We start from the raw sequence: 20459 nt of genomic DNA, 5'->3' as shown, positions 1-20459 counted from the left end.
ATCCTCAGGCTGCGAGATCGATCATGACGTGACGGCGGAGCAGATGGCCAAAAGCTGCGAAGCGATCGGTTGCGCGTTCGATGGCCCGCGCCAGTTCGATCACCGCGAGCGAGGTCGCGACGTCGAAGCCGCCGCGGAAGACGAGAGTCGTCGTGGCACGCTCCCTGGCATCGGCCTCGTGTTCGCTGTCGATCAGGCGGCTCACGGCGGCTAGCGCGTCCTCGGAATCGATCCGCTGCCCTTCCGGCACGTCCATCGATGCCGCAACGCCGCTGGCCACCGTCTCGGCCGCGGTCGCAGCCACAACGCAAAGCTCTGCCAGCGATGCCAGCAAGGCCGGATCGCTCAGCTCAGGGAGCAGCGAGGCAATGAAAGCGGCCTGCTCCAGTTCGTCGATGGCTTCCTCGACGCGGTCGACCAATTGCCCGATCACAGGTCGCGCGTCGAGGCGATCGACCTCCATACGGCTCTCAAGGGCGATGCGATCGGCCTTCTGTTCGATCGCAGCGCAACGCTCGGCCAGTAGCTTGCCATCGGCGGGCTGACCGGCCCTGAGCGCTGCGACATGGCGTGCAATCGCGGTGACGAGATCGTGGGCCAACCCGGTCTGACGCAGCACGGCAGCAAGCAGGGCCCCGTCGACGCGCTCCAGATGTCGCACCAGGTCGGCCTCGATCTGGTCACGGACGGTCCTGACCGAGCGGCCGGCAAGCAGCGCCTCGGTGGAGGCGCGCATCGCCGCCTTGAGGAAGTCGATCGCGGCGGCTCGGCCCAGTGCCTGGTCGAGCCGCTCGCCGAAGCCGATCCGCGAGGGCGCGGCGTTGCGGACCGCAGACCCCAACAATTCGTTACCGCCGAGCTCGAGGAAGCCGCGGTGGCCGATCCGGTGACGCGCTGCCCATTCCAGGATGCGTGCCGCGTCGTCCTTGGCGACCCAGCTCCGCAGCAGCTTGCGGGCCTTGTTCCAGTCGATCAGGAAAACCAGTGCCGCGCCGACGGCTGCGAGGAATTCGTTGCGATCGGCGGCATGATCGGCCTGAAACTGGCCGGTGACGAGATAGAACGAATTCTCTTCGCCAAGGCCCGCGGCGGTGTGACGATCGAGCCCGCTCCATGTCGCCTCGAATTTGTCGAACAGCGAGATGAAGAACTTCGCCCGCGCCAGGTGCACGTCGGTGTAGGTGACGGTGACCGCGTTCTTCTTCACCGCGATCACGACGACATGGGCATCGGTGGTGCCGATGTCGTTCTGGATCAGCAGCCGCCCGCCGGCTCGCGTCGCCGTGGTGTCGAGGCCAGGATGATTGAACTTGAGGCCGCGGGTGGCGTTCAGCCCCTTCATGAAGGCCGCGACCGCGGCGCGGTCCTCGCCGTGCAGGCCGAAAACATGGGCGCCATCGAGCGCTTCTTCCGAGCAGCTTGCCGCAAGCTTGTTGAGCTGCTTGTGCAGATCCATCACCAGCCGGTGCAGGCTGTCGCCAGCTGTCTCCGTCAGCCCGGTCAGGCGCGCGATGCGGGCGATCTCGATCTCGCTGACCGCTTCGAGCAGGCCGGCACTGCGGATCGTGTCGAGCCGCGCATTCGCCTTTCTTCCCTCATCGGGCGCGCCGGCATCAACCGCGCGGATCATGGCCGCGGCGTCGTCCTGAATCTCCTTCATCAGCTTTGCGAGGTTCGGAGCGGCAAGCCGGTCCTGCCCGATCATATGCGCGCCGCCGATCAGCGTCGCGATGGCGGCAGGAGCAATGCCTGCGGTCCGACTCTCGACACTGAGGTCGCTCGCTGGCCGGTCCGGGTCCCGCGCATGGTGGGCTGCAGCCTGCAATGCGCTCATTCGCACCTTGATGCGGTCGTTGGCGGCGAGCCCTTCCGCCACGAGTTTCGGCAACAGAATGTCGCCCTGTCCGAGCTCTTCGATGATCCGGGTTTTCATGATCCGTCCGCACAACGTTGGATGCTGGCATCATGCCGCAACGCGACGGCGCGGCTGTTGCGCCAGATCATTCATGTATTCGTCACAAACCCTCCGCGTTCGCGCAACAAGCCGGCGCAGTACGAGGACTGACGCCGTCATGCCGCCTTGCCTGGCCAGACCCAGTCGCGGATCTCTGGCATGTCCTCGCCATGCTCGCGCACGTAACGCGAATGCTCGATCAACGTATCGCGGAACTGCTGCTTCACATGCGCAGCCTTGGCCGCAAGTCCCGGCACGCGCTCGATCGCCTCGATCGCGAGATGATAGCGGTCGAGCTCGTTGAGCACGACCATGTCGAACGGCGTCGTGGTGGTGCCTTCCTCGGCGAAGCCGCGGACATGCATGCCGGCATGGTTGGTGCGGTTGTAGGTCAGCCGGTGGATCAGATGGGGATAGCCGTGATAGGCGAAGATCACAGGCTTGTCCGATGTGAACAGGCTGTCGAAGTCGCGATCGCTCAGGCCATGCGAATGCTGCTCCTTCGGTTGCAGCGTCATGAGGTCGACGACGTTGACGACGCGGATTTTCAGCTCCGGCAGCGCTTTGCGCAGCAGGTCGACGGCGGCGAGCGTCTCCAGGGTGGGCACGTCGCCGGCACAGGCCATCACCACATCGGGCTCGCGGTTCGCGTCCTCGTTGCCGGCCCAGGTCCAGATGCCGATGCCGGCATCGCAATGCGTGGCGGCGTCCTGCACGGACAGCCATTGCGGCGCCGGCTGCTTGCCGACGACGATGACGTTGATGCGGTTGTAGGTGCGCAGGCAATGATCGGCGATCCACAGCAGCGTGTTGGCGTCAGGCGGAAAATAGATGCGGACGATATCGGCCTTCTTGTTGGCGACGAGATCGACAAAACCGGGGTCCTGGTGGCTGAAGCCATTATGGTCCTGCCGCCAGACATGTGAGGTCAGCAGATAATTGAGCGAGGCGATCGGGCGGCGCCACGGCAGATGCCGCGTCACCTTCAGCCATTTGGCATGCTGGTTGAACATAGAATCCACGATGTGGATGAAGGCCTCGTAGCAGGAGAAGAAGCCGTGGCGGCCGGTGAGCAGGTAACCTTCGAGCCAGCCCTGGCAGAGATGCTCGCTCAAGACCTCCATCACGCGGCCATCCTGGGCGAGATGCACGTCGTAGGGTTCGATCGGCTCCATCCAGACGCGTTCGGTGGCGTCGAACACGGCATCGAGCCGGTTTGACGCGGTCTCGTCCGGTCCCATGATGCGAAAATTGCGCTCGTCAGCGTTGAGGCGGATGACGTCGCGCAAGAATTTGCCGAGCTCACGCGTGGCTTCGCCCGTGACGACGCCGGGCCGTGGGACGTCGACTGCAAAACTGCGGAAGTCCGGCAGCTTCAGCTCCTTCTTCAACAGCCCGCCATTGGCGTGTGGATTGGCGCCCATGCGCCTGTTGCCTTCAGGCGCGAGGGCCTGAAGCTCGGGCATCAGCGCGCCGGTCATGTCGAACAGCTTTTCTGGTTCGTAGCTGCGCATCCAGTCTTCGAGAATCTTCAAATGCGCCGGGTTCTCGCGGCAGCTTGCGACCGGCACCTGATGGGCGCGCCAAAAACCTTCGACCTTCTTGCCGTCGACCTCCTTTGGGCCGGTCCAGCCCTTCGGGCTGCGCAGCACGATCATCGGCCAGCGCGGCCGCGCGAGGCTCTTGTGTCCGTCGCGCGCGTGCTGCTGGATCGAGTGGATGCTGGCGATGGCGACGTCGAGCGCATCGGCCATGGCCTGGTGCATCAGCTGGGAATCGTCACCCTCGACGAACAACGGCTCGTGGCCTAGCCCACGGAAGAGGTCGCGGATCTCGCTGTCGGGCATCCGCCCGAGCACGGTCGGGTTGGCGATCTTGTAGCCGTTGAGATGCAGGATCGGCAGCACCGCGCCGTCATGCGCGGGGTTGAGGAACTTGTTCGAATGCCAGGATGCGGCGAGCGGGCCGGTCTCGGCTTCGCCGTCACCGACGACGCAGGCGACGATCAGATCGGGATTGTCCAGCGCCGCGCCATAGGCGTGCACCAGCGCGTAACCGAGCTCGCCGCCTTCATGGATCGAGCCCGGTGTTTCCGGCGCTGCGTGGCTCGGGATGCCGCCGGGGAAGGAGAACTGCCTGAACAGTTTCCGCAATCCGTCCGCATCGCGCGGAATGTCGGGATAGATCTCGCTGTAGCTGCCTTCGAGATACGTGTTGGCGACCATGCCCGGGCCGCCATGTCCGGGGCCGCAGACATAGAGCACGCTGAGATCCTGCGTCCGGATGACACGGTTGAGGTGCGCATAGATGAAATTCAGCCCCGGCGTGGTGCCCCAATGGCCGAGCAGACGCGGCTTGATGTGCTCTGGCCGCAAGGGCTCGCGGAGCAGCGGGTTATCGAGCAGATAGATTTGCCCGACCGAGAGATAGTTTGCCGCGCGCCAGTAGCGATCGAGGAGATCGAGGTCGCTGCTTGCAGCGAAGGATTTTTGTTGAGATGTCATAATGCTGCCGACCTTCACCGGGGATCGTCATCAACCGAGTTCCAGTGAGATCGATCCTTCCGCGGCATCAAACGGGATCACGATGACGCGGTGTTGCGTGAGGTCAAAAGTCGGCGCGCGAAGTTTGGGCAGCGCTACTGTGCATGGGGTTGTTTTCGCGGTTTTGATTCTTGTTCTTGATTTGTTCCTTTCTCGTGCTATCTTGATGGCATGAGTCCAGCTTCTTCTTCTGCTCTCAAGCACCCGCCGGTCACGGCGCCCTCCGAGCCGGCGGGTGCGCTCTCGGATATTCCTGCCGACTTCCCTGAGCTTGCGGTCGCCATCGACCGCCAGCGCAGGCGAGGGCGGGGTGCGCAGTCCAATGCCAGCGGCCGCTATGAGGCCGAGGCGCGCGTTGCCTTCGACGATGGCTGGCAGAGCCTGGAGGAGCTGCCGCCATTCAAGACCACTGTCGGCGTGGATACCTCGCGCAAGGTGATCACCCGCAACGATTCTCCCGACATCGGCTTCGATCGCTCGATCAATCCCTATCGCGGCTGCGAGCATGGCTGCGTCTATTGCTTCGCGCGGCCGACGCATGCCTATCTCGGACTGTCGCCGGGGCTCGACTTCGAGTCAAAACTGTTCGCCAAGCCTGAGGCGCCTTCGCTGCTCGAGAAGGAGCTCGCGGCGTCAGGCTACGAGCCGCGGATGATCGCGATCGGCACCAACACTGATCCCTACCAGCCAATCGAGCGCGAGCGCAAAATCATGCGCGGCATTCTCGAGGTGCTGGAGCGCACCGGCCATCCCGTCGGCATTGTCACCAAATCCGCGCTGGTTGTGCGCGACATCGACATTCTCGCGCGCATGGCCAGGCGCAACCTCGCCAAGGTCGCGATCTCGGTGACCTCGCTCGATCCGAAGCTCGCACGCACCATGGAGCCGCGCGCCTCGACGCCGCCGAAGCGGTTGGAGGCGCTAAAGCAGCTCTCAGAGGCCGGCATTCCGACCACCGTGATGGTGGCGCCCGTGATCCCGGCGCTGAACGATTCCGAGATCGAGCGCATCCTCGATGCCGCTGCCCATGCCGGCGTCAAGGAAGCCTCCTACGTGCTGCTGCGGCTGCCGCTGGAGGTGCGCGATCTCTTCCGCGAATGGCTGATGGCGAATTATCCGGACCGCTATCGCCACGTCTTCACGCTGATCCGCGACATGCGCGGCGGCCGCGACTACGATGCGAAATGGGGCGAGCGCATGAAGGGCACGGGTCCGATGGCCTGGACCATCGGCCGCCGCTTCGAGATCGCCTGCGATCGGCTCGGGCTCAACAAGCGCCGCTCGAAGCTGACGACGGATCATTTTGCCAGGCCGAAGCAGAACGGCGAGCAGCTCAGCCTGTTCTGAGGCGCGGAGCGAACGAGGTGTGTGATGAGTAAGGAACTGCCTGCTCCGATACCGCGGCTCACCGTGATCACGCTGGGCGTGCGCGATATCCGCGCCAGCATCGCCTTTTACGACGCACTCGGCTTTTCGCGACGGCTCAAGGCCACCGGCGAGGTCGTTGCGTTCTTCGACACCGGCGGTCCGGTACTCGGCCTGTTTCCCTGGGACCAGCTCGCCGAGGATGCCAAGCTGCCGGACCAGCCGAGGCCTGCGACCTTCCGCGGCATCACGCTCGCCTGGAACTGCGCTTCGCGCGCGGAGGTCGACACGGTGCTGGCGTTTGCGCTCGGCAAAGGCGCGAAGCTGCTGAAGTCTGCACACGAGACCGATTACGGCGGCTATTCGGGTTATTTTGCCGATCCCGACGGCCATCCCTGGGAGGTCGTCGTCGCGCCCGGTATCGAGGTCGGCGATGACCGGCGGGTGCATCTGGCAGACTAGGACCGGGTCGTCTGAATAACGGGAATAGCGCTGGGTTCCCGGTTGCATGAGCTGGGATGCTTGCGCACGATCCCGGCCATGATTCGGGACAAATCCGCCAACAAGCCTGCCAAAGACGCGCCGAACAAGGCCGCTGCGAAGACGGCCGCGCCGGCCAAGGCCAGCTTCCGCCGCGAGCGTGCCCTGATCAAGCGCGGCATCTGGCCGGTTGCGGGCTGCGACGAGGCCGGCCGCGGCCCGCTCGCCGGTCCCGTCGTGGCGGCTGCAGTGATTCTCGACCCCGACCGCATTCCGCGTGGCATCGACGATTCCAAGCGGCTGACCGCCGAAGAGCGCGAAAGACTGTTCGACAGGATCTGCGCCACTGCGCAGGTCTCGGTCGCCGTCGCCTCGCCGGCGCGCATCGATCGCGACAACATCCTGCGTGCTTCGCTCTGGGCGCTGAAGCGCGCCGTGGTGGCGCTGCCGGAGGCGCCGAAGCACGTCTTCGTCGACGGCCGCGATCGCCTCGACACGCCTTGCGACTGCGAGGCCGTGATCGGCGGCGACGGCATCGTGCTGTCGATTGCGGCCGCCTCCATCGTCGCCAAGGTGACGCGCGACCGGCTGATGTGCGCGCTGGCGCAGGATTGTCCGGGTTACGGCTTCGAGCAGCACAAGGGCTATGGCGTGCCCGAGCATCTCGACGCGCTCGACCGGCTCGGCCCCACCGTCCACCACCGCAGCTTCTTCGCCCCCGTCGCCGCCGCCCGTGCCAAGCACATGCCCTGGACGGTCGAGCCGGTGCGGGATTTGTTCGAGGTCGCCGAGGTCGAGGCGCAGGTCGCGACGCCGGTTGAAATCGACGCGTCAGCGGGCCTCTAGCCTAGACTGTCGTTGCCACGGCGCGTGACGCCCTTTATCAAAAAGCTCCTGAGCGAATAGGGCCGGCTGGACGGGTTGGCTGCATCTTGCGGGCGTTGCATGCGGTTTACTTCCCTGGTCATCGAGCTCATTCGCGCCCGGCCGCGGCTGATCGTCTGGATTGCCGTGCTGCTCCAGGCGGCGATGTGGCTGCTGGTGGCGCTGCTGTTCTACCGCAGCCCGCCCGGCAGCCTCGCGACCCTGCTGGCCTTCGGCAGGGAATACCAGGTCGGCACCGATCTCGGCCCGCCGCTGTCGGCCTGGCTCGGAGACATCGCCTACCGCGCCGTTGGCGGTCACGTGTTCGGCGTCTACGTCCTCGCCGAGCTCTGCGAGATCGCCACCTTCATCACGCTCTATCACCTCGCCCGCGCCGTGGTCGGCACCCAGCAGGCGGTGCTCGCCGTACTTCTGACCATGACGATGCTCGCCTTCTCCTCGTCGGCGCTCGACTTCGGCCCCCTCGTGCTGGCGCGGCCGCTCTGGGCGCTGTTGCTGCTGCATTCCTGGCAGATCATCGGCCAGCGCCGCGGCAATGCGTGGTTTGCCTGGTCGATCGAGGCTGGCCTTCTGCTCCTGACCACGCCGGCTGCGATCTTCCTGCTCGCGCTGCTCGTGATCTTTGCGCTCTCGACTGCCGGCGGCCGCCGGACCTTGCGCGCGCTCGATCCGCTGTTCGCGCTCGTCGTCGTCGCCGTGCTGGCGCTGCCTTACGCCATCTGGCTGATGCGCGCCGAGACAATTGCGCTGCCGGCCTTGCCTCAAGTGGCCGACCTCAGTGCCCGCGCGATCCACGCCGCCTGGCTGCTCGGCGGGCTCGTCCTCGGTGCCATCGCAGTTCCGGTGCTGACCTTCCTCAACACACCCCTGTTCGCCGGCAAGAGCGAGGAGGCGCCGATCATCTACCGGCCGCCAGTCGAACCGCTCGCGCGCAACTTCGTCTATTTCTTCGCGCTGGCGCCGGCACTCGGCGCGGTCCTGATCTCCGGACTGTTCGGGTTTGAGGCCGTCGTTGGCGGCGCGGGTGTCGTGCTGATCATGTCAGGTCTTGCCATGGTCGTGGTGGCCGGCGATCTCATTGCGATGCGCCGCGCACGCATGTTGCGCACAGTGTGGGCTGCGGCTGTCGTGGCGCCTGCGGCCGGCGTGGTGCTGGCCGTTCTGTTCATGCCCTGGACCGGCACCGGCGAGATTGCGACCTCGATGCCGGCGCACGCGATCTCGGATTTCTTCGACGAGAGCTTTGCCCGCCGCACCAACCATCGCCTGCGCGCCGTCGCCGGCGAGACGCAGCTTGCGAGCCTGATCGCGCTGCATTCCGGCCGGCCGCATCTCTTCATTGATGCCAATCCTGCGCGCACGCCGTGGATGTCGCAGGCCAAATTCAGCGAGAGCGGCGGCGTGGTGGTCTGGCGCGCCTCGGACACCGCCGGCACGCCGCCGCCCGACATCCTCGCGCGCTTCCCCGGCATCGTGCCGGAAGTCCCGCGTGCCTTCGAATGGCCGGTCAATGGCCGCCAGGGATTGCTGCGCATCGGCTGGGCGATCGTGCGGCCGAAGGGGGCGTGAGCGGGAGAACTCGCTAACCCGCCAGCGCCTTCGCGATCGACCGCAGATCCTGCCAGGCCAGCCGTTTGTAGGACGGCGAACGCAACAGATAGGCCGGGTGGAAGGTCGGCAGCGCGCGGATGGTGCGGGTGCCTGTCTCGTACGCGAACCAGCGCCCGCGCGTGCGCATGATGCCCTCGCGGGTCGAGAGCAGTGTCTGCGTCGAGGGATTGCCCAGCGTCACCAGCACGTCGGGATTCACCAGCTCGATATGGCGCTGGATGAAAGGCAGGCAGATCTGCGTCTCCTGCGGCGTCGGCGTGCGGTTGCCTGGCGGCCGCCACGGAATGACGTTGGTGATATAGGCCGTGGTACGGTTGAGTCCGATCGCGCCGATCATCAGGTCGAGAAGCTTGCCGCTACGGCCCACAAACGGCAGACCCTCGATGTCTTCGTCACGGCCCGGTGCCTCGCCGACGAACATGATGCGCGCCTGCGGATTGCCATCGGCGAACACCAGCCGCGTCGCGGTGTGCTTGAGCGCGCAGCCCTCGAAGTTTTGCATCAGCTCGCGCAGGGCCTCGAGCGTCGGCGCCGTGCGCGCGGCCTCGCGCGCCGAGGCGATCGCGATGTCGGGTGCGGGTGCTGCTTCGCCGCGCATCACCGCGGGCGCGGCGACAGCCCGCGGTGCCTCGACCGGCGGCGCCGCGCGCGGGGCCGGCGGCGGGGCATCTAATTCCGCCAGGCGGTCGACCGGTTCCTCGGCGAGCGCGCAGTCGACCCCGGCCTCCAGATAGAAGGCGAGAAGCTCTCGGACGGTGGGTGCGGGCTCGAGGATCATTTGGAAAGTCAGACTATTAGTTCATCTTAAGGCGCCTTGCATCCCAGCGGAACGCATTTCCGTGGTTGTCCTACCCGGAAAAATCGGAAACAAGGGGGCGCAAATGACAAGGAACCGTCTCAAGGGCTGAGATCAGATGAGCACCGAAGAACTTCCCCCGCGCGAATCCATGGAATTCGACGTCGTCATCGTCGGCGCCGGCCCCTCGGGCCTGGCTGCGGCGATCCGGCTGAAGCAGCTCAACGCCGATCTCAACGTCGTCGTGGTGGAGAAGGGCTCCGAGGTCGGTGCGCACATCCTCTCCGGCGCCGTGATCGATCCGGCCGGGCTCGACAAGCTGATCCCGGATTGGCGCGAGGATTCGGATTGCACGCTCAAGACCCAGGTGAAGGACGACCGCTTCTTCTGGTTCACCGAGACGGGCTCATTCAAGATCCCGAACTTCCTGATGCCGCCCTTGATGAACAATCATCACTGCTACATCGGCTCGCTCGGCAACGTCTGCCGCTGGCTGGCGCGCAAGGCGGAAGCGCTCGGTGTCGAGATCTATCCGGGTTTTGCCGCAGCCGAAGTTCTCTATGACGACAACGGCGCGGTGCGCGGAATTGCCACCGGCGACATGGGCATCGGCAGGGACGGCAAGCCGAAGGACTCCTTTACCCGCGGCATGGAATTGCTCGGCAAGTACACGCTGTTTGCCGAAGGCGCGCGCGGTAGCCTGTCCAAGCAGTTGATCGCGAAATACGCCCTCGACGCCAAGAGCGAACCGCCGAAATTCGGCATCGGCCTCAAGGAAGTCTGGCAGATTGATCCGGCCAAGCACCAGAAGGGTCTGGTGCAGCACGCCGTCGGCTGGCCGCTCAACAACAACACTGGTGGTGGTCTGTTCTTTTATCACTATGACGAGAACCTGGTATCAATCGGCTTCGTCGTCCACCTCAACTACATCGATCCTTATCTCTCGCCGTTCGACGAATTCCAGCGCGTCAAGAATCACCCTGCGGTGCGCGCGACACTCGAAGGCGGCAAGCGGCTGGCTTATGGCGCACGCGCCATCACCGAAGGCGGCTACCAGTCGGTGCCGAAGCTCAGCTTCCCCGGCGGCGCACTGATCGGCTGCGCGGCGGGCTTCGTCAACGTTCCGCGCATCAAGGGCGTACACAATGCGATGGGCACCGGCATGCTCGCGGCCGAGCATGTTGCTTCGGCACTCGGTGCCGGCCGCGCCAATGACGAGCTCATCGAATACGAGAACGCATGGCGCGATTCGGCGGTCGGCAAGGACCTCTATCCGGTCCGTAACGCCAAACCGCTGCTGTCCAAGTTCGGCACCTTTATCGGCGCTGGGCTCGGCATCTTCGACATGTGGTGCAACACGCTGTTCGGCACCTCGCTGTTCGGCACGCAGTCGCATGCCAAGCCCGATCGCTCGACGCTCGATCCGGCCAAGCAGCATGCGCCCAAGAACTATCCGAAGCCGGACGGCAAGATCTCGTTCGACAAGCTGTCCTCGGTGTTCCTGTCCAACACCAACCATGAGGAGGATCAGCCGATCCATCTCAGGGTCGCCGACATGAACCTGCAGAAGATGTCCGAGCATGATGTCTTCGCCGGTCCCTCAAACCGCTATTGCCCGGCCGGCGTCTATGAGTGGGTCGAGGAAGGCGCGGCGCCGCGCTACCAGATCAACGCCCAGAACTGCGTCCACTGCAAAACCTGCGACGTGAAGGACCCCAACGGCAACATCATCTGGGTTCCACCAGAGGGCGGCGGCGGTCCGAACTACGAGGCGATGTAAGGGCGCGCCAGGCGACCAAACAGGTCCGAAGGGTGATGGAGCGCACGTTCGCGTGAGAACGGGAGCACAACAGGTGCCCCCGGGAGCATCACGGGGGCCATCGGTCACGATAAGGCCATAGTAGCGGGGTCTTGGGGCTCTCTTGGCCGATTTGGGGCGTGCGGAGGGGATCGTCCGGTCCGAATCCTTGCGGTTAAGCGCCAAAAGCGGCATTGTCCGGACCCGACGGTTCCGGGTCCGATGTCGCCGGCCGCGTTCGCGCGCGAGACGGCCTTTTGCTTCAAACCCAGGCACTACCAACTCAAGGCGAGCCCTGATGTTTTCAAATCGTTTCAACCGCTGGACTGCTGCTGCCATCGCCCTTGCCGGCTCCGCGATCGTGGCGGTCCCCGGCGCGGTGCTGGCGCAGACGCCGGACCATCCGGCCGACACGGCGGCGCAGTTTCCGACCCGAAACGATCTGAAGTCGCTCACCACCGCCGGCAGCTATCTCGCCGCCCGTCACGCCAGCGTCGAGCGCGACGCGACCTCCGCCGCCGCTTTCTACCGCTCCGCGCTGCGGAGCGACCCCAAGAACAACGAGCTGCTCGACCGCGCCTTCATTTCCTCGGTCGACGACGGTGACATCGAGGAAGCGGTCAAGCTCGCCGAGCGCATCCTCGCCATCGACAAGACCAATCGCGTCGCGCGCCTCGTCGTCGGCGTCCATGACCTGAAGCTGAAGAAATATCCGAGCGCGCAGAGCAACATCAACCAGTCGATCCGCGGCCCGATCACCGATCTCGTCGCCACGCTGCTGTCCGGCTGGGCCGCCTATGGTGCGGGCGATGCCAAGGGCGCGGTTGCGACCATCGACAAGCTGGCGGGTCCGGAATGGTATCCGCTGTTCAAGGACCTGCACGCCGGCATGATTCTCGAGAACGCCGGCAAGGAGAAGGATGCGGGCGTCCGCTTCGAGCGCGCCTACAAGCTCGACGATTCCATGCTGCGCGTCAGCGAGGCCTATGCGCGCTGGCTGTCGCGCAACAAGGACGCGGCCTCGGCGACGGCGATCTATGAAGCCTTCGACAAGAAGCTCGCCCGCCATCCTTTGATCGTGGAAGGTCTGCGTGAGACCAAGGCCGGCAAGAAGATGCCGTCGCTGGTCGATTCCGCGCAGGCCGGCGCGGCCGAGGCGCTCTACGGCATCGGCGCCACGCTGACCCGCCGCGGAGGCGAGGATCTTGCGCTGGTGTATCTCCAGCTCGCGCTCTATCTGCAGCCCAGCCATCCGCTGGCGCTGCTCTCGCTCGCCGATCTCTACGAATCGGTGAAGCGGCCGCAGATGGCGATCAAGATTTACGAGCGCGTCCCGTCTTCCTCGCCCCTCAAGCGCAATGCGCAGATCCAGCTTGCCATTGACCTGGATTCCGCCGACCGCGGCGACGAGGCCATCAAGATCCTCAAGGGCGTGATTTCCGAAGACTCCAAGGACATCGAAGCCATCATGGCGCTCGGTAATCTCGAGCGCGGCCGCAAGAAGTTCTCCGATTGCGGTGCGACCTATTCGCAAGGCATCAGCGTGCTGCCTGCAGGAAACGACAAGGCCAACAGCGTCTGGTACTACTACCGCGGCATCTGCGAGGAGCGCTCCAAGCAGTGGGGCAAGGCCGAAGCCGACATGAAGAAGGCGCTCGAGTTGCAGCCCGACCAGCCGCATGTCCTGAACTATCTCGGCTATTCCTGGATCGACCAGGGCGTGAACCTCGACGAAGGCATGAAGATGATCAAGCGCGCCGTCGAGCAGCGTCCCGACGACGGCTACATCGTCGACTCCCTCGGCTGGGCCTATTACCGCATCGGCAATTACGAAGAGGCGGTGAAGAACCTCGAGCGTGCGATCGACCTGAAGCCTGAGGATCCCACCATCAACGACCATCTCGGCGACGCCTATTGGCGCGTCGGCCGCACGCTGGAAGCCAAGTTCCAGTGGGCCCATGCCCGTGATCTCAAGCCAGAGCCGGACGATCTGCCGAAGATCGAAGCCAAGATCGCCAACGGCATGATCGATGACAACTCGAACTCTTCGGCCGCGCAGGCGGATAAGAAGAAGGACGACGACAAGGGCGGCTAGGCCGCATGATCCGGAAAAGTGTGGAGCGGTTTTCCGACCAAGGTCATGCGCACGACAAAGTAAGTAACTGGGGGCGTATCGCCGATGCCGGCGTTGATTGAAGAAGGGCGCGCGAAGGTCAACTTAAGCCTTCGCGTGATCGGCCGTCGTGCCGACGGCTATCATGATCTCGAAAGCGTGGTTGCGTTCGCCGACTGTGCCGACCGGCTCACGCTGGAGCCCGGTGGCGAGCTCCGCCTTGCGACCACGGGGCCGCTCGCGGCAGCCTGCGGCGAGATGTCGGACAATCTCGTGTTCAAGGCTGCGAAGCTCCTGGGCGAAGCGGTGCCGAATTTGAAGCTCGGCGCCTTCGCGCTCGACAAGGTGCTGCCGGTCGCAGCCGGCATCGGCGGCGGTTCGGCCGATGCTGCGGCGGCGTTGCGCCTGCTGGCGCGTCTCAACAATCTGTCGCTCGATGATCCCCGTTTGCAGAAGGTCGCACTCGCGACCGGCGCCGATGTGCCGGTGTGCCTGCTCTCGCACGCCTGCGACATGACCGGCGTCGGCGAGCAATTGCTGCCGCTGGCGCTGCCGAGCATGCCCTGCGTGATGGTCAATCCGCGCGTGCCGGTCGCGACCAAGGACGTGTTCCAGGCGCTGGGCCTGCGCAACGGCGAGCTTCTGGTCGGCGCGACCGACGTGCTCGAAGCTCCGGCCTGGCCGGAGGCGGGTGGATCGATTGCCGACTGGGTCGAGGTTCTCGAAACCGTTGCCAACGACCTTGAGGCTCCCGCGATGCGGATCGAACCCGTGATTGGCGACGTGCTGCGAGCTTTGCGCTCTTCCGCCGGCGTCAGGCTGGCGCGGATGTCCGGCTCGGGCGCGACCTGCTTTGCGATCTATGGCGCGGCAACAGACGCGCACGCCGCTGCCGAAAAGATCCGCAAGGATCACCCCGGCTGGTGGGTGCATGCGGGGACTTTGAGCTAGGCGTCCCTATCCTCGGCTACGCCCAAAAACCGCCGGATCTCACCCAGCACCTCCTCAGGCTTGTCATGTTGCAGCCAGTGCCCGGCACCGGCGATGGTCTCGATGCGAGCCTGCTGGAAATAACGCTCGAGACCTGCGGTGCGCGCGCCCGCCAGAAAGCTTTCGCCGGCATTGAGCAGCAGCGTCGGGCAGGCGATGCGTGACCACAACGCGACGTGGTCGTCCGGCCAGAGCCGGTGCGGCGCGGAGGCGCGCTGATAGGGATCGAACTTCCAGCTATAGGTGCCGTCCGCGTTCCGGCGTGCGCCATGCGTTGCAAGATGCAGCGCGAGGTCGCGGGAGAGGCGCTTGTTGTGAGGCACCATCTGCGCAGCTGCATCCTCGATGGTTGCATAGCGGCGCGGCGTGCGGTCGTGCAGCCTGTCGAGCTGGCCGACCCATCTGCTGATACGCTCGTGCACCGGAGGCTTCGGTGAATCCGGCAGCATCGTCACGCCGTCGAGCACGACGAGCTTCGAGACCAGTTCCGGGAACGCCCCCGAAAAGATCAGGCTCACCATGCCGCCCATGGAATGGCCGATGAGCGTCACGTCAGACGCTGCGATGCTGCGAACGAGCTGGGCGAGATCGTAGACGTATTCGGTCAGTGCGTAGCTGCCGCCTTTGGTCCAGTCGGAATCGCCGTGGCCGCGCAGGTCGGGTGCGATCACATGAAAATGTGGTTGCAGCGAGCGGGCGATGGCGTCCCAGCTCCGGCAATGATCGCGGCCGCCATGGACCAGGATCAGCGGTGGTGCGTCCGCGTTGCCCCAATCGGCATAATGCAGCCGCAGGCCGTGCGATTCGTAGAAGCGGCTTTGCGGGGCGCTAGCCATTTGCCGGCCGCCGTGCCAGCGCGAGCGAGAGACCGAGGCTTGCGATGAAGACACCTGAGCCTTGCGTGAGGCGCCGCATCAGATGAGGCCGTCCGATCAGCTGCGTGCGGGTTGCCGATGCCATCAACACGACGACGACATCGGCGAGCGTGTTCAGTGTCACCGAGATGGCGCCGAGCAGGATGAATTGCAGGGTGGGGCTTGCGCCTGCCGGGTCGAGGAATTGCGGAATGAAGGCGAGGAAGAAGGCCGCAGTCTTCGGATTCAGCGCCTCGACCAGCACGCCATCACGGAATGCGTGGGTGCCCCCGACGCGCTTGCTCTCGAGCGACAGCGTCCGGCCGGCGCTGCGAAAGGTCTTGATGCCGAGCCAGACCAGATAGAGCGCGCCAACGAACTTCACGATCGCAAACAGCTCGGCGCTCGCCAGGATGATTGCGGAGATGCCGAGGCTGCCCGCGACCACATGAACCAGTCCGCCCAGTGCCGTGCCCGTGGTCGAGGCAAAGCCGCTCGCGCGACCTTCCGACAAGGTTCGCGCCGCGACGTAGAAGATGCCGGGCCCGGGAATGGCGGCAATGACGAGGGCGGCGGCGAGGAATAGCCAGAAATTCGTATCGCTCATCCTGCCTTGGTAGCGCAGCACGCCGCGATTGCAAGGCCAGTCGTCTAGCCCATGCGGCGGAAGATCGCACTGGCATTCACGCCGCCGAAGCCAAAGCCGTTGGAGATGGCGTTGAGCATTGGCATGGGCCGCGCGCTGCCCGCGACGATGTCGATGCCGTCAGCGCCCGTATCCGGGTTTTCGAAATTGAGCGTCGGCGGTGCGATCTGGTCGCGCAAGGCGAGCACAGTGAAGATCGCTTCCAGGCCGCCGGCTGCGCCGAGCAGATGACCGGTGGCCGATTTGGTCGCGCTCACCGCGATGGACTTGTTGCGGCCGAACAGCGCGCCGATTGCACCGAGCTCGCTCTCGTCACCGGCCGGTGTCGACGTTGCATGCGCATTGAGATGCTGCAGATCCGCCGGTGCAAGGCTCGCCTGCTGGAGTGCGATCTCCATGGCGCGGCGGGCGCCGTCGCCATCCGGCGGACCCGACGTCATGTGATAGGCGTCGGCGGTGGTGCCGTATCCGACGATCTCGGCGAGCGGCGTGGCCCCACGCGCGAGCGCATGCTCCAGCTCTTCGATCACGAGAATGCCGGCGCCTTCGCCCATGACAAAGCCGTCGCGGTCGCGATCGAACGGGCGTGAGGCGCGCGCGGGCTCGTCGTTGAAGCTGCTCGACAGTGCGCGCGCCGCTGCAAAGCCGCCGAGGCTGACGATATCGATGCAGGCTTCCGCGCCACCGCAGATCGCGACATCGGCTTCGCCAGATCGGATCATGCGCGCGGCGTCGCCGATCGCCTGGACGCCGGCGGCGCATGCGGTGACCGGCGTGCCCAGCGCGCCCTTGAAGCCGTATTTGATCGAGACGTGGCCGGCGGCGAGATTGGCGAGGAACGAGGGGATCGTGAACGGCGACAGCCGGCGCGGGCCACGCTGTTCGGTGATGCGTACTGCCTCTGCCATGGCCGGAAAGCCGCCGACGCCGGAACCGATGATCGTCGCGGTCCGCTCCAGCGACGCCGCATCCTGCGGCGTCCATTTGGCCTGCGCGACCGCCTCCGCGGTGGCGAGCAGCGCGAACAGGATGAAGCGGTCCATCTTGCGCTGATCTTTTGGCGCGGCGGCCGCTGCCGGATCGAAGCCGCCATCGGCGTCATCGGTCTTGTCGGGCACGAGGCCGGCAATGCGCGCCGGCAGCGCCTGCGACCATTGCGGCAGCGGGCGCAAGCCACTTTGGCCGGCGAGCAGCCGGCGCCACGATATCTCGACCCCACAGCCGAGCGGCGACACCGCGCCCATTCCCGTCACGACGATACGACGCATGTCAGTCTCCAGCCGGCGCGAGGTCCGGGTTCATGGCCTTGAGGGAGGTCAGCCGCTGCCGCATCAAGCGGCTGGCGCGGGGCCCTGCGATCACCACCGCATTGGCGAGCGTGATCGGTTGCATATCGGCGGCATCGACCAGGACCGGATCGAGCGGCCGTCGATCGTCCCGGTTCGCCAGCAAGATGGATTCGCCCTTCGGCGCGAGATGCTTGTTGCCCCAGGCGAGCAGGGCCGCGATGACGGGAAAGAAATCCCGCGCCTTGTCCGTCAGCAGATATTCGTAACGCGGCGGCCGCTCCTGATAGCGGCGGCGGACGAACATGCCGGTCTTGGTGAGATGGGCGAGGCGCCGCGACAGGATGTTCGGCGCGATGCCGAGGTTACGTTCGAATTCGTCAAACCGCGTCGAGCCCTGCAACGCGTCCCGCAGAATTAAAATGCTCCACCACTCGCCGACCGTCTCGACGGCGCGGCCGACCGGGCATTCCAGGATGGAGGGCAATTTGGGCTGCATAAGCCGAAAGTAGGTGAGTGGCTTGCAAAATGCAAGTAACTGAGTCGTCTCGTGCCCCGGACGCCATCAGCGCGTTCACGCGCGTCTTTGACGCGCTATGGCAGCGCTTCCCCGGCGATGCGAAGCATCGTCCGGAAGCGGCGCGCTGCAGAGCCGGGGCCCAAGCTGCTGTTGATTTCTGATGTCGCATGGGTCCCGGCTCAGCGCAGCAACGCGAAGAGCGTTGCAGCGCGTCCGGGACACGACTTGAGCGATGGCCGCACGTCACACTCCGTCATTGCGAGCGGAGCGAAGCCAGGACTGTCTCCGCGGAGGGATTCTGGATTGCTTCGCTCCGCTCACAATGACGCTGTGGAGACAGCAGGAGTGCTGGCGCCTCGTCGCCTAATGCGACCGAGCCAGGCAGAACGCCACCACCTGCTCCAGCGCGCTCTTCATCGGCGAGGACGGGAACAGTGCCAGCGCGTCGACGGCCATGGCGCCGTAGTGCTGGGCGCGGCTCAGCGTGTCCTCGAGCGCGCGGTGCTTGTTCATCAGGCCGATGGCGTGATCGAGATCGCTGTCGCCGATCTCGCCGCGCTCGAGCGCCTTGATCCAGAAGGCACGTTCGGTGTCGTTGCCGCGGCGGAAGGCGAGCACCACCGGCAAGGTGATCTTGCCCTCGCGGAAATCGTCGCCGGTGTTCTTGCCGAGCTTGGCGCTCTTGCCGCCATAGTCGAGCACGTCGTCGACGAGCTGGAAGGCGATGCCGAGATTCATGCCGACCGAGCGGCAGGCGGTCTGCTCGGCCTTCGGACGATTGGCGATGACAGGGCCGACCTCGCAGGCGGCGGCGAACAATTCAGCGGTCTTGCCGCGGATCACGGCGAGATATTCGTCCTCTGTGGTCGCGGTGTTCTTGGCAGCGGCGAGCTGCATCACCTCGCCCTCGGCGATGGTGGCGGCGGCGGCGGACAGGATGTCCAGCGCGCGCAGCGAGCCGACCTCGACCATCATGCGGAAGGCCTGGCCCAGCAGGAAGTCGCCGACCAGCACGCTCGCCTCGTTGCCCCAGAGCATGCGCGCGGAGAGCTTGCCGCGGCGCATCTCGCTCTCGTCAACGACGTCGTCGTGCAGGAGCGTGGCCGTGTGCATGAATTCGACGGACGCGGCGAGCTTGATGTGGCCGTCGCCGGTATAGCCGGCGAGGTTGGCCATGGCGAGTGTCAGCATCGGGCGCAGGCGCTTGCCGCCGGAGGAGATCAGATGGTTGGCGACCTCCGGGATCATGGTCACGTCGGACCCGGTCCGCGACAGGATCGTGGCGTTGACGCGCTCCATGTCAGGGGCGACAAGGGCAACCAGCTCTTCGATCGACGCGCCGGGAGTTTCGAAAGGTACGATGACGGCCACGCCGGTCTCCAATATTTGCCCCGGAGGGGCTATTCTGATGGAAAGACAATAGAAACTGGACGGGGACGCGGCAAGGCCTGTGGAACCATTGACATTTGCCGCTTTGACCCCTTACCGGCAGGAGGCTCGTTTTGCGTGAACTGGTTCGGACCAACGATATCGTTCTGGTGTCGGCGATCGGCGCGCTGCTCGACGGCGCCAACATCCATCATCTGGTGCTGGACCAGAACATGAGCATCATCGAGGGCTCGCTCGGCGTCCTGCCGCGGCGGATCCTGGTCCATGAAGACGACGCCATCGAGGCCCGGCAGATCCTGACCGACGCCGGCCTCAGCCACGAATTGCGCGGCGATGATTGACGTCGTCACAGATCTCACCGAGGACGCGTTTCTCGGCGGGCAATTGCTGCTCAAGCAAAAGCGATCCGGCCATCGTGCCGGTCACGACGCCATCCTGCTTGCGGCCGCGACCGAGGCCAGCGCAGGCGATCGCGTGGTCGATCTCGGCGCCGGAATCGGCACCGCCGGCTTGGCGCTCGCCCGCCGCGTGACCGGAATCGATCTTTGCCTCATCGAGATCGATCCTGAACTGGCCGAGCTCGCGCGCACCAATGCAGCCGCGAATGCGATTGCCGCTGATGTGATAATGCTCGACGTCACCGCCGACGCGCAGGCCTTTGCGGCACATGGGCTCATGCCCGACAGCGCCGACTGCGTGGTGATGAACCCGCCCTTCAACGATCCCGCGCGCCATCGCGGCTCGCCCGACCAGGCGCGTCACACCGCGCATGTCGCGACGGAGGAGACGCTGCATGCCTGGGTGCATGCAGCGCGGCGTATCCTTCGATCGAACGGTGTGCTGACTTTGATCTGGCGCGCCGATGGCCTCGCGGAGGTTTTGGCAGCGCTGTCACGCGGCTTCGGCAGCGTGGCGATCCTGCCGGTTCATGGCGAAGCCGAAAAACCCGCGATCCGTGTGCTGGTGCGTGCCGTTAAAGGCGGCCGGGCACCGCTGCGCTTGCTGCCGGGCCTGATGCTCAATGATGAGTCACGCGTGCCCAAAAAAGAGGTGCAGAATATTCTGGAGGGGAGGGCGGTCTTGCCGCTGGCGGAGCGATGAAGCCTTACTGCGGAAGCGATTCCGATTGCTGTTCCGGCTGGGACGTAAAGCGAATCGCCGTAAAGAGCGCGCCCATCAGCATCAACAGCAGATAGATCTTCATGTCGTTTCCTCCGCTGCTTCATTGC

General features: G+C 65.2%; 17 protein-coding genes. 9 read left to right on the top strand and 8 right to left on the bottom strand.

Annotation, left to right across the window (positions count from 1 at the left end; all coding sequences use genetic code 11):
• Positions 1-4: 4 nt before the first annotated feature.
• Positions 5-1933 (bottom strand): hypothetical protein, encoded by a 1929-nt coding sequence (locus tag M2427_RS18765; RefSeq protein ID WP_280708000.1) that lies wholly within the window; start codon positions 1931-1933, stop codon positions 5-7.
• Between the two features lie 137 nt (positions 1934-2070).
• Positions 2071-4458 (bottom strand): phosphoketolase family protein, encoded by a 2388-nt coding sequence (locus tag M2427_RS18760; protein ID WP_280707999.1) that lies wholly within the window; start codon positions 4456-4458, stop codon positions 2071-2073.
• A gap of 210 nt (positions 4459-4668) precedes the next feature.
• On the opposite strand from M2427_RS18760, the gene M2427_RS18755 reads away from it, so the two are divergent.
• The 4 genes from M2427_RS18755 to M2427_RS18740 all read left to right on the top strand — a co-directional run bounded on the left by M2427_RS18755 (position 4669) and on the right by M2427_RS18740 (position 8796).
• The gene (locus M2427_RS18755) at positions 4669-5844 is read left to right on the top strand and encodes a PA0069 family radical SAM protein (protein ID WP_280707998.1); all 1176 of its coding nucleotides are present in this window, start codon (positions 4669-4671) and stop codon (positions 5842-5844) included.
• 24 nt (positions 5845-5868) lie between these two features.
• Positions 5869-6324 (top strand): VOC family protein, encoded by a 456-nt coding sequence (locus M2427_RS18750; RefSeq protein WP_280707997.1) that lies wholly within the window; start codon positions 5869-5871, stop codon positions 6322-6324.
• A gap of 78 nt (positions 6325-6402) precedes the next feature.
• A complete protein-coding gene (locus M2427_RS18745; protein ID WP_280707996.1) occupies positions 6403-7188 on the top strand; it encodes a ribonuclease HII in 786 nt (261 codons plus the stop codon).
• A gap of 99 nt (positions 7189-7287) precedes the next feature.
• Positions 7288-8796 carry a glycosyltransferase family 39 protein gene (locus tag M2427_RS18740; RefSeq protein ID WP_280707995.1) on the top strand — a complete coding sequence of 503 codons (1509 nt, stop codon included), beginning with the start codon at positions 7288-7290 and terminating at the stop codon, positions 8794-8796.
• A gap of 13 nt (positions 8797-8809) precedes the next feature.
• Here the strand turns inward: M2427_RS18740 and M2427_RS18735 are convergent, their stop codons facing one another.
• Entirely contained in the window at positions 8810-9616 is an 807-nt protein-coding gene (locus tag M2427_RS18735) for a uracil-DNA glycosylase (protein ID WP_280707994.1), read from the bottom strand.
• A 136-nt stretch (positions 9617-9752) separates the two neighbouring features.
• On the opposite strand from M2427_RS18735, the gene M2427_RS18730 reads away from it, so the two are divergent.
• From M2427_RS18730 to M2427_RS18720, 3 genes are all read left to right on the top strand, one after another.
• Positions 9753-11414, top strand: a complete 1662-nt coding sequence (locus tag M2427_RS18730; protein WP_280707993.1) for an electron transfer flavoprotein-ubiquinone oxidoreductase — start codon at positions 9753-9755, stop codon at positions 11412-11414.
• Between the two features lie 316 nt (positions 11415-11730).
• Positions 11731-13527 carry a tetratricopeptide repeat protein gene (locus tag M2427_RS18725; protein WP_280707992.1) on the top strand — a complete coding sequence of 599 codons (1797 nt, stop codon included), beginning with the start codon at positions 11731-11733 and terminating at the stop codon, positions 13525-13527.
• Positions 13528-13611: 84 nt separating this feature from the next.
• Entirely contained in the window at positions 13612-14496 is an 885-nt protein-coding gene (locus M2427_RS18720; RefSeq protein ID WP_280707991.1) for a 4-(cytidine 5'-diphospho)-2-C-methyl-D-erythritol kinase, read from the top strand.
• Here M2427_RS18720 and M2427_RS18715 read toward each other — a convergent pair.
• The 5 genes from M2427_RS18715 to M2427_RS18695 form a co-directional block, all read right to left on the bottom strand.
• Complete coding sequence (locus M2427_RS18715) at positions 14493-15371, bottom strand: alpha/beta hydrolase (RefSeq protein ID WP_280707990.1); 879 nt, start codon at positions 15369-15371, stop codon at positions 14493-14495. The two genes, M2427_RS18720 and M2427_RS18715, sit on opposite strands and share 4 nt — an antisense overlap.
• Positions 15364-15996, bottom strand: coding sequence for a LysE family translocator (locus tag M2427_RS18710; RefSeq protein ID WP_280707989.1), 633 nt, complete (start codon positions 15994-15996; stop codon positions 15364-15366). The genes M2427_RS18715 and M2427_RS18710 overlap by 8 nt, the downstream gene beginning before the upstream one ends.
• A 44-nt stretch (positions 15997-16040) precedes the next feature.
• Positions 16041-17303, bottom strand: coding sequence for a beta-ketoacyl-ACP synthase II (gene fabF / locus M2427_RS18705; protein WP_280707988.1), 1263 nt, complete (start codon positions 17301-17303; stop codon positions 16041-16043).
• Between the two features lies 1 nt (position 17304).
• A complete protein-coding gene (locus tag M2427_RS18700) occupies positions 17305-17820 on the bottom strand; it encodes a helix-turn-helix domain-containing protein (protein ID WP_280707987.1) in 516 nt (171 codons plus the stop codon).
• 384 nt (positions 17821-18204) lie between these two features.
• Positions 18205-19212 carry a polyprenyl synthetase family protein gene (locus M2427_RS18695; RefSeq protein WP_057757269.1) on the bottom strand — a complete coding sequence of 336 codons (1008 nt, stop codon included), beginning with the start codon at positions 19210-19212 and terminating at the stop codon, positions 18205-18207.
• A 131-nt stretch (positions 19213-19343) separates the two neighbouring features.
• Here M2427_RS18695 and M2427_RS18690 point away from each other — a divergent pair, with 131 nt between their 5' ends.
• Entirely contained in the window at positions 19344-19571 is a 228-nt protein-coding gene (locus tag M2427_RS18690; protein ID WP_280707985.1) for a DUF2007 domain-containing protein, read from the top strand.
• Entirely contained in the window at positions 19564-20331 is a 768-nt protein-coding gene (locus M2427_RS18685) for a methyltransferase (RefSeq protein ID WP_280707984.1), read from the top strand. The genes M2427_RS18690 and M2427_RS18685 overlap by 8 nt, the downstream gene beginning before the upstream one ends.
• Positions 20332-20459: the final 128 nt, after the last annotated feature.

The sequence above is a fragment of the Bradyrhizobium sp. BR13661 genome (genome assembly GCF_029892425.1).
In the GTDB taxonomy this organism is placed as follows: Bacteria; Pseudomonadota; Alphaproteobacteria; order Rhizobiales; family Xanthobacteraceae; genus Bradyrhizobium.
This window is presented reverse-complemented; position numbering and strand designations above follow the sequence as displayed.

Bases quoted from the DNA above. Each gene is read 5' to 3' on its own strand.
- M2427_RS18765 (WP_280708000.1), bottom strand. From the start codon at position 1,933: ATGAAAACCCGGATCATCGAAGAGCTCGGACAGGGCGACATTCTGTTG.
- M2427_RS18760 (WP_280707999.1), bottom strand. From the start codon at position 4,458: ATGACATCTCAACAAAAATCCTTCGCTGCAAGCAGCGACCTCGATCTC.
- M2427_RS18755 (WP_280707998.1), top strand. From the start codon at position 4,669: ATGAGTCCAGCTTCTTCTTCTGCTCTCAAGCACCCGCCGGTCACGGCG.
- M2427_RS18750 (WP_280707997.1), top strand. From the start codon at position 5,869: ATGAGTAAGGAACTGCCTGCTCCGATACCGCGGCTCACCGTGATCACG.
- M2427_RS18745 (WP_280707996.1), top strand. From the start codon at position 6,403: ATGATTCGGGACAAATCCGCCAACAAGCCTGCCAAAGACGCGCCGAAC.
- M2427_RS18740 (WP_280707995.1), top strand. From the start codon at position 7,288: ATGCGGTTTACTTCCCTGGTCATCGAGCTCATTCGCGCCCGGCCGCGG.
- M2427_RS18735 (WP_280707994.1), bottom strand. From the start codon at position 9,616: ATGATCCTCGAGCCCGCACCCACCGTCCGAGAGCTTCTCGCCTTCTAT.
- M2427_RS18730 (WP_280707993.1), top strand. From the start codon at position 9,753: ATGAGCACCGAAGAACTTCCCCCGCGCGAATCCATGGAATTCGACGTC.
- M2427_RS18725 (WP_280707992.1), top strand. From the start codon at position 11,731: ATGTTTTCAAATCGTTTCAACCGCTGGACTGCTGCTGCCATCGCCCTT.
- M2427_RS18720 (WP_280707991.1), top strand. From the start codon at position 13,612: ATGCCGGCGTTGATTGAAGAAGGGCGCGCGAAGGTCAACTTAAGCCTT.
- M2427_RS18715 (WP_280707990.1), bottom strand. From the start codon at position 15,371: ATGGCTAGCGCCCCGCAAAGCCGCTTCTACGAATCGCACGGCCTGCGG.
- M2427_RS18710 (WP_280707989.1), bottom strand. From the start codon at position 15,996: ATGAGCGATACGAATTTCTGGCTATTCCTCGCCGCCGCCCTCGTCATT.
- fabF (WP_280707988.1), bottom strand. From the start codon at position 17,303: ATGCGTCGTATCGTCGTGACGGGAATGGGCGCGGTGTCGCCGCTCGGC.
- M2427_RS18700 (WP_280707987.1), bottom strand. From the start codon at position 17,820: ATGCAGCCCAAATTGCCCTCCATCCTGGAATGCCCGGTCGGCCGCGCC.
- M2427_RS18685 (WP_280707984.1), top strand. From the start codon at position 19,564: ATGATTGACGTCGTCACAGATCTCACCGAGGACGCGTTTCTCGGCGGG.